The following is an 8052-nucleotide window of genomic DNA, read 5'->3' as shown; positions in this document are numbered from 1 at the left end:
GCCACCTTCAGGGTACCGAGGGGTGCAGCCGGATCGATGGAGGGATCGATGGCCGCAAGAGCCTCCGCAGCACGGCGCTCCTGTTCGCGCCGGGCGACGAAGATGGCGCCGCGCGTCAGCGGATGGCCTAGGAACATGTTCTGGGCGACGCTAAGGCGTGGTACCTGCTGCAATTCCTGATGGATCATGGCGACGCCCGCAGCGCGTGCGGCGACCGGGTTGGCGAGTGTAACCGGCTTGCCGTCGATGAGGACGCTTCCCGCTGTCGGCGTGTGGACGCCAGACAGGATGCGCAGCAGCGTCGACTTGCCGGCGCCATTTTCGCCGAGCAGGCCGTGGATTTCACCGGCACCTACCGAGAACGACACGCCGTCAAGCGCCCGCACGGCCGGAAACAGCTTGGAAATGCCCTGGAATTGCAGCCGGGGTGACATTGGGTTCTATCTCCGGGCAACGGTGCCGGCGGGAGCGAATTGCTCTGGCCGGCACTCGCCGATTGGCCTTACTGGCCCGCAGCCGCGTCCTCGAGCAGTGCCTTGCGCGCGCCGGCGCCGGAATAGCGGTCGGCATTGTCCTTGGTGATCAGTGCCTGGGGCGTGGCGACGACGCGGGGCAGCTTCTGTCCCGCGACGAGACGCAGAGCAGTTTCCAACGCCACTTCGCCGGTCAGCACCGGGAAACTGTCGACCGTGCCGGTCAGTTCGCCGGCCCGTATGGAGGCATAGGCGTCGGAAATGCCGTCGGTGCCGAAGACCGCAACCTTGTCCTGCAGGCCGGCGGCCTTGACTGCCTCGACGATGCCGAGCGCCATGCCGTCATTGTTGGCATAAAAGCCGATCAGGTCGGGGTGCTGCTGCAGGATGTTGGTGGCCGCATCATAGGAGGTCTGGCGGTCCCAGTTGCCGGGAACGCTGGCGACGACCTCGAACTTGCCTGCCTCGGTGATGGTCGACTTGAAGCCGTCGGTGCGCTGCACGGCGGCATAGACGCCAGCCTGGCCTTCGACGATGGCGACCTTGCCGCCATCCGGACGGTTCTTGATGAACCATTTGGCGACGCGCACGCCATTGTCGCGCTGGACATTGCCGACATAATGTTCGGCCTGCGGGATCACGGCGTCATTGACGTTGACCACCGGCACGTTGGCGGCCTTGGCTTGCTCCATGATCGGCTGCAGATTGGCATCCGTCTGCGGCGAGACGAGCAGCACGTTGTAGCCCTGCGTCACCAGGCCTTCGGCGATGGTGAGCTGGCCGAGCTGGTCGCCCTCGCTTTGCGCTGCCTGATAGACGACGGGAACGCCGACCTTGGCGCCGAATGCCGTGTAGCCCTCGCCCAGCGAGCGCCAGTATTCATTGGTCAGCGTCTTGGAGACGGCGCCTGCCTTGGTGCCTTCGGGCAGCTTGGGGAACGCGCCGAATTTGGCCTCGACCTGCGACCAGTCGATGCGGTCCTTTTCCGTGTCGGAATTGAGCGGCGCGAGGTCGGCCGAAAAGGCAGAGCCGATCGACAGCGCCATCAGTGCGGCGGTAGCCGTGGCAAGCAGAAGTTTCATTGTATTCCTCCCTTGTTGAAAACGATAATGGTGCGCATGCCTCAGCTATCCGGCCCGAGCATGATTTCCTGGATGATGGCCTGCGACGTCACCGCATCCTGGCTGTCCATGGCGGCGGACAGGCGATTGTCCTGCCCCAGCCGGTCGACGACGCGCAGCATGCGCTTGACGGTGGCGATGTTGACTTCGCACTCGCGCACCGGATCGAGCCCGGTCATGTCGGGGAACGTGTCGAAATAGATGGCGCCGGCGTAACCGTCGCGGCGAATCTGCCTGAGCAACTCGATGGTCTGCAGCGTGTGCACCGCGCCGACCATCAGGCCGTCGTCGCGCTTGGCGTAGCCGTCGTTCAGATGCACGCCGAGCAGCTTGCTGTGGCGCGCCACCAGGGCCGCGGCAAAGGCCGGCTGTTCGTCGGCATAGAGCACATGGGCGAAATCGAGGGTGACGCCCAGATTGGGCAGGCCGACATCGCGGATCGCCAGCAAGGTCGTCGCCGCATCCGGCATCAGGCTGTAGGAGCGTGGTTCGTTCGGTTTGTACTCAAGGCTGATCTGACAGTCGGGATCATGCGCGGCTACTTCACGAATCCCATCGATTTCGTGTTGCCAAAGCGTCACATAGTCGGCCTGGAAGGCGTAGTCGAAGCCATCCTGGCCGAGCCACAGCGTCATCAGGCTGGCGCCGGCCTCACGCACGGCATCGATGCCGGCTTTGGTCAGGTCGATGGCCTCGCGGCGCACCGCCGGATCCGGATTGGTGAATGCGCCGAGCTTGAAGGCGGGGTTGGAGTAGTAGCGCATGGCAAAGCCATTGATGGAAAGCCCGAGATCGCCGAGTTTGAGGGCGATTTCCGCAGGCTTTTCACTGACATGGTCGGGAAAGTTGAGGTCGAGATCGGTAAGCCCGCCGACCTTGGCGGCGCGCGCCGCCATCTGCAGCAGCGACGGCTTGCCGGTAAGATCAGGCCATTCGGCCTGCGGCCGCGAGGCAAAGGAATTCAGGCGCGTGGCGAAACGAGTGGCTGTCATGGTCGATCCTTCAATCGTCATGACTTCACATAAATACAAATATTTGTAAAGTTATTGTTTTGAGGGGCGGGCGGTGAGCTGTGTCGACGGCCGGGGCTGAGCCGCGCGAAGGCGCAGGTTTCCCAGCGGCGTCGCCGGACAATCCGTCAGAACGGTGGGATCACTGACCGAGAGCGTGCGACGAAGCCGTCGAGTTCGAGGTGCTCCATGTGCGAGATCGCCCGGCAGGACGCGCCGTCGCGGCTAGTGCACCGGCGAAAAAGAGCCCAACGATTGACCGGCCAAAGGCACCGTCACACGACCGCGCAGGGAGATGCAGATCGCCGCTGCCTGGCGCTCGATCAGCGTCAGCACATCACATCGTTCACGCAATGATGTCGGGAATGATCTTGTCTTCCAGCGCCATCAGCCGGTCCTTGAGGAACAGCTTCTTCTTCTTCATGCGCTGGATCTGCAGCGGATCGCAGGCCATGGCGATCATCGCGTTGATGGCTGCATCGAAATCGGCGTGTTCCTGCTTCAGGCGGGAAAATTCGAGGCGAATATCGGCCTGTTCCTGATCGGACATTCTCTACCGTCTGCACGTCTGCGGCGCCCAAAGCTGGGCCTGATTGGGCGGGGCCGGGTGTTTTGTCACCGGCGTGCAGCCCATATCACATTTCACAGTGTCGTGGAATGCTACCACGGATCATTCGACATCGCCCGCGGAAGGTGACACACTGTCACCGTGCCGTCACAGAAGCGAACCTGCGGTGGACGCGCCGTGACGGTTGCAATCGAGGAAAACCATGAAAGGGAGAACCAATCATGTCTCTTGCATCCCATCTTGATGAGTTGCAGCGGAAACACGGCGACATCGAACGTGAAATCGATGACGCGATGAATCATCCATCGGTCGACGACCTCGAAATCGTGAATCTTAAGCGACGCAAGCTGGCACTCAAGGACGAGATTGAAAAACTAAGAGGAAAACCGACCACGCATTGATGCCCTCCTGACATAGCCGCGCGGTATCCGCGGCCTCTTTTCCCGGCGGCTCCCCGCCGCCGGCGTGGAGAGGTTTGATTTCCCAGCACGGTCTGTCAGCCGAAGCTGGACTTGCACCCGGCTTAATATCCGCTTCGGCCGTCGCCCGTTTCGCCAGATCATCGATTGTTTTTGGTCGTTGGCGACGTGCCGATTCGGGCCAGTGGCGACCTGTCGCCATTGACAAGCCATCTTTGCTCCTCCACCTCATGCCCGGACCTCAGCGCATCGGCCCGGGGCGTCGTTGTGCGCCCATGCAGGACACAAGATGCTCCAGAGACAAAAGGCTGCCGGCATGACCGGATATTTTTCCTCTCCTTTCCCCCGCCGCACCTCGGTCGGCGTCGATGTCGGCGGCGTGGTCGTCGGCGGCGGCGCGCCCGTTGTCGTCCAATCGATGACCAACACCGACACGGCCGATATCGACCAGACCGTCGCGCAGGTCGCAGCACTGCACCGGGCCGGCTCCGAGATCGTGCGCATCACCGTCGATCGCGACGAGAGTGCCGCCGCCGTACCGCGCATTCATGAGCGGCTTCAGCGGCTTGGCATCAACGTGCCGCTGGTCGGCGATTTCCACTATATCGGCCACAAGCTCTTGGCCGATCACCCGGCCTGCGCCGAGGCGCTGGCCAAATATCGGATCAACCCCGGCAATGTCGGCTTCAAGGACAAGAAGGACCGGCAGTTCGCCGACATCGTCGAGATGGCGATCAGGCATGACAAGCCGGTGCGCATCGGTGTCAACTGGGGCTCGCTCGACCAGGAGCTTTTGACCCGGCTGATGGACGACAACCAGGACAAGGGTTTTCCGCTGACGGCGCAAGAGGTGATGCGCGAGGCGATCGTGCAGTCGGCCATTCTCTCGGCCGAGATGGCGGAAGAGATCGGCCTTGGCCGCGAGAAAATCATCCTGTCGGCCAAGGTCAGCGGCGTGCAGGACCTGATTGCCGTCTATGCCGAGCTCGCCACCCGCTCCAACCATGCACTGCATCTCGGCCTGACTGAAGCCGGCATGGGCTCGAAAGGCATCGTCGCTTCGTCGGCCGCCATGGGCATCCTGCTGCAGCAAGGCATCGGCGACACCATCCGCATCTCGCTGACGCCGGAGCCGAATGGCGACCGCACGCGCGAGGTGCAGGTTTCGCAGGAATTGCTGCAGACGATGGGGTTCAGGCAGTTCGTGCCGATCGTCGCCGCGTGTCCCGGCTGCGGCCGCACGACCTCGACCGTGTTCCAGGAGCTCGCTCAGAACATCCAGGCAGATCTCAGGAAGAACATGCCGGTGTGGCGCGACAAATATCCCGGCGTCGAGAACCTCAAGGTCGCGGTGATGGGTTGCATCGTCAACGGCCCGGGCGAGTCCAAGCATGCCGATATCGGCATTTCGCTGCCCGGCACCGGCGAGACGCCGACGGCGCCTGTCTTCGTCGACGGCAAGAAGGCGGCGACGCTGCGCGGACCGTCGATCGCGGCGGATTTCGAGAAAATGGTCGCCGACTATATCGAACAGCGGTTCGGTCGCGGCGGCAAGGCCGCGGCAGAGTAGGTCAAATGCAGCGTTTCCTGTGGGCGACGCTGGTCCTGCTGTGTGGGCTAGTCTGGTCGACACTGGCTCAGGCCGATCCGCCGCAATCCGCCAAGCAACGGCTTATCGACAAGGTCTGCAACCTGATCCAGGCGCATGCCGACCAGAATGGTTTGCCCAGGGATTTCTTCGCCCGGCTGATCTGGAAGGAGAGCCGTTTCGATCCCAACGCCGTCAGTCCCGTCGGCGCCGAAGGCATTGCCCAGTTCATGCCGGGAACCGCCAAGATGCGCGGGCTTGCCAATTCCTTCGACATCAATCAGGCGATCCCGGCTTCGGCGAAATATCTCGCCGAAATGAAAACCGGCTACGGCAATCTCGGCCTGGCGGCCGCCGCCTACAATGCCGGCGAGAGCCGGGTGTCGCGCTGGCTCAGTTCCGGCGGTTTCCTGCCGATGGAAACCGAAAGCTATGTCTTCGACATCATGGGCGAACCAGCCGACAAGTTCACCGACCGAGCCTATGCCGGAAGGGTCGAACCGCTCGACGCTAAGGCGGATTTTGCCGTCGCTTGCCGAAAACTGCCGGTGATCATGTCGCGGACCGTGGCGATGGCCTCGATCAACGTAAAGCCGTGGGGCATCCAGGTGGCCGGCAATTTCCGCCGCAGTGCCGCGATCAACCAGTGGCTCAGGATAAGGAGCCGGTTCCCGGCCCTGCTCAACGGGCACGATCCAGTGGTCAGCCGGGTGCGCACGCCGATCGGCCGGCGGGGTATCTATGCGGTCAGGATCGGTGTCGACCACCGCGCCGATGCAAACGTCATCTGCCAGAAATTGCAAAGCATCGGTGGGGCATGCGTGGTGGTGCGCAACCGGTGATTTGACCCCTGCCGGCAGGGTATTTTGTCTGAGAGAGGCATTTAGAAAGCGACAGCCGTGACGTCGCATCCACCAAGGATTTCAGCTATGGCGGCGGTCATCTTACCAGGAGCGACAGCCCCTGCCTTTGACAAGCCGCGTGGGCACAACATGTTCGATGGATACATTATCTGCGGCACACCGAGGACCGGAAGCACGCTGCTGTGCAAGCTCCTGGCGTCCACCAAGACCGCCGGCGATCCACATTCGTTTTATCGGCGCCAGGACGTGGTGGAGTGGGCCGAAGAGTGGAAGCTGCTCGATCGCGCCGCGATGAGCGAGCGCGAATTCGATGCCGCTTACCTCAATGCTACGATCGCCGCTGGCAAGGGTGGGACCGGCCTCTTCGGTCTCCGCTTGATGCGCGAAAATCTGGATGAGCTTTCGGCGATCCTCGGCCGGATTTTCCCAAAACTGTCATCCGACAGAGCACGGTTCGAAAGAGCATTCGGCAATGTTCTCTACATACACCTCTCGCGGGAGGACAAGCTTGCGCAGGCTGTCTCCCTGATCAAGGCAGAGCAGACCGGTCTTTGGCATATCGCTCCCGACGGCACCGAGATCGAAAGGGTCGCACCGCCGAAAGAGCCCCAATATGATTTCGAGCGGATCAGGCGTGAGGTCGAGGTACTCGAGACCTATGATGCGGCATGGAACATTTGGTTCGCTGAGCAAGGCATAACCCCGCTTCGGGTTGGCTACGAGCGCCTTTCGAGCAATCCGGCGGCGACGTTGCTAGGCATCTGTGAAGTCTTGGATGTCCAAGCACCAGACGCCGAAGATGTAAGGCCCGGCGTCGCAAAGCTCTCCGACGACACCAGCCTCGACTGGATGCGCCGCTATCGCCTCGACGCAGCCGCCTGATGCATCGATGGAGGCAGGCTAGGCCGTCTTGGCCACCACGGTCTCGCTGAGCCAGGTGCCGATCTTGGTGCCCAGTCGGTCGGGCGAAACGGGCTTCGGCAGATAGTCGTCCATGCCCGATTCGATGCACTTGTCGCGATCGCCCTTCAGCGCATGCGCGGTGACGCCGATGATCGGAATGTGGGTGCCCGTCGAGGTCTCCATGGCCCGGATCGCGCGGGTCGCTTCGTAGCCATTCATCTCCGGCATCGAGACGTCCATCAGGATCAGCTTGGGGCGCAGCGCCCGGTACATCTCGACCGCCGTGCGGCCGTTGCCGGCGATGCGGTAGCTCAAGCCCAAGCCATTGAGGATCTGGCCGAAGACCAGCTGGTTCACGTCGTTGTCCTCGGCAATCAGGATGTCGATCGGTCCGTTCGGCGTGGTTGTCGATTCCGGTGCTGCCGCGACTGGCAGCGCCGGGCCGCGGATGACGGTAAAGGCAGGCGGCGCTGCCGGGGGAGCCTGGACGATCGGTTCGCGGACAAACTGCGCCTTGCCGACCTGCGAACGGGCCTTCTGCACGACCGAAATAACGGTGCCGAGCAGGACCGCAGAGCGCGCCGGCTTCGTCAAATGCGCGGCAATGCCGAAGTCGATGATCATCTTGCCGAAATCGACCTGGTCGACCGAGGTCAGCAACACCACCGGGATGGAGGACAGCCGGCTGTCGGAAGCAATTGCCCTGGCGACGTCGGCGCCGTTCATGCCGGGCATCTGGTAGTCGAGGATGATGCAGTCGACGGCGGCGCCCAACTGAAAGGCGCGATCGAGGAAGGCCAGGCCGACGGCGCCGCTTTCGGCGGCGGCACAGTCGAAGCTCCAGCTTCTGAGCTGCTCGAGCAGGATTTCGCGGTTGACCGGATTGTCATCGATGACCAGCACGCGCGCGCCGGTGACGTCGACCGGCACGATCTCGTCGCGCGCCGCGGCCTGATGCGCGGGCAGCGGCACCGCGAACCAGAACACCGAGCCGCGGCCGATCTCGCTCTCGACGCCGATCTTGCCTGCCATCAGGTCGACGAGGCGTGCTGCGATGGCCAAGCCCAGCCCCGTGCCCTCGTGACGGCGGGTGGACGAGCCGTCGAC

General features: G+C 62.9%; 9 protein-coding genes. 4 read left to right on the top strand and 5 right to left on the bottom strand.

Annotation, left to right across the window (positions count from 1 at the left end; translation table 11 throughout):
• The 4 genes from EN884_RS16800 to EN884_RS16785 all read right to left on the bottom strand — a co-directional run.
• The coding region (locus tag EN884_RS16800; RefSeq protein ID WP_164895025.1) for an ATP-binding cassette domain-containing protein at positions 1 to 434 on the bottom strand (434 nt) is incomplete at its 3' end.
• 68 nt (positions 435 to 502) lie between these two features.
• Positions 503 to 1555, bottom strand: coding sequence for a substrate-binding domain-containing protein (locus EN884_RS16795; RefSeq protein WP_024502965.1), 1053 nt, complete (start codon positions 1553 to 1555; stop codon positions 503 to 505).
• Positions 1556 to 1596: 41 nt separating this feature from the next.
• A complete protein-coding gene (locus tag EN884_RS16790) occupies positions 1597 to 2586 on the bottom strand; it encodes a TIM barrel protein (protein WP_063170351.1) in 990 nt (329 codons plus the stop codon).
• A gap of 364 nt (positions 2587 to 2950) precedes the next feature.
• On the bottom strand, positions 2951 to 3154 hold the full coding sequence (locus EN884_RS16785; RefSeq protein WP_013529216.1) for a DUF465 domain-containing protein: 204 nt from the start codon (positions 3152 to 3154) through the stop codon (positions 2951 to 2953).
• A 239-nt stretch (positions 3155 to 3393) separates the two neighbouring features.
• Here EN884_RS16785 and EN884_RS16780 point away from each other — a divergent pair, with 239 nt between their 5' ends.
• From EN884_RS16780 to EN884_RS16765, 4 genes are all read left to right on the top strand, one after another.
• Complete coding sequence (locus tag EN884_RS16780; RefSeq protein ID WP_013529217.1) at positions 3394 to 3573, top strand: YdcH family protein; 180 nt, start codon at positions 3394 to 3396, stop codon at positions 3571 to 3573.
• A gap of 334 nt (positions 3574 to 3907) precedes the next feature.
• On the top strand, positions 3908 to 5161 hold the full coding sequence (ispG, locus tag EN884_RS16775) for a flavodoxin-dependent (E)-4-hydroxy-3-methylbut-2-enyl-diphosphate synthase (protein WP_024502967.1): 1254 nt from the start codon (positions 3908 to 3910) through the stop codon (positions 5159 to 5161).
• A gap of 5 nt (positions 5162 to 5166) precedes the next feature.
• Positions 5167 to 6021 (top strand): lytic transglycosylase domain-containing protein, encoded by an 855-nt coding sequence (locus EN884_RS16770; protein WP_063169169.1) that lies wholly within the window; start codon positions 5167 to 5169, stop codon positions 6019 to 6021.
• A gap of 87 nt (positions 6022 to 6108) precedes the next feature.
• Positions 6109 to 6924, top strand: coding sequence for a Stf0 family sulfotransferase (locus tag EN884_RS16765; RefSeq protein WP_082826558.1), 816 nt, complete (start codon positions 6109 to 6111; stop codon positions 6922 to 6924).
• A gap of 18 nt (positions 6925 to 6942) precedes the next feature.
• On the opposite strand, the gene EN884_RS16760 is transcribed toward EN884_RS16765, so the two are convergent.
• Positions 6943 to 8052 (bottom strand): response regulator (locus EN884_RS16760; RefSeq protein WP_128360638.1); only part of this gene is annotated, 1110 nt, incomplete at its 5' end.

It is taken from the genome of Mesorhizobium sp. M7A.F.Ca.AU.001.01.1.1 (assembly GCF_004022735.1).
GTDB lineage: Bacteria > Pseudomonadota > Alphaproteobacteria > Rhizobiales > Rhizobiaceae > Mesorhizobium > Mesorhizobium ciceri.
This window is presented reverse-complemented; position numbering and strand designations above follow the sequence as displayed.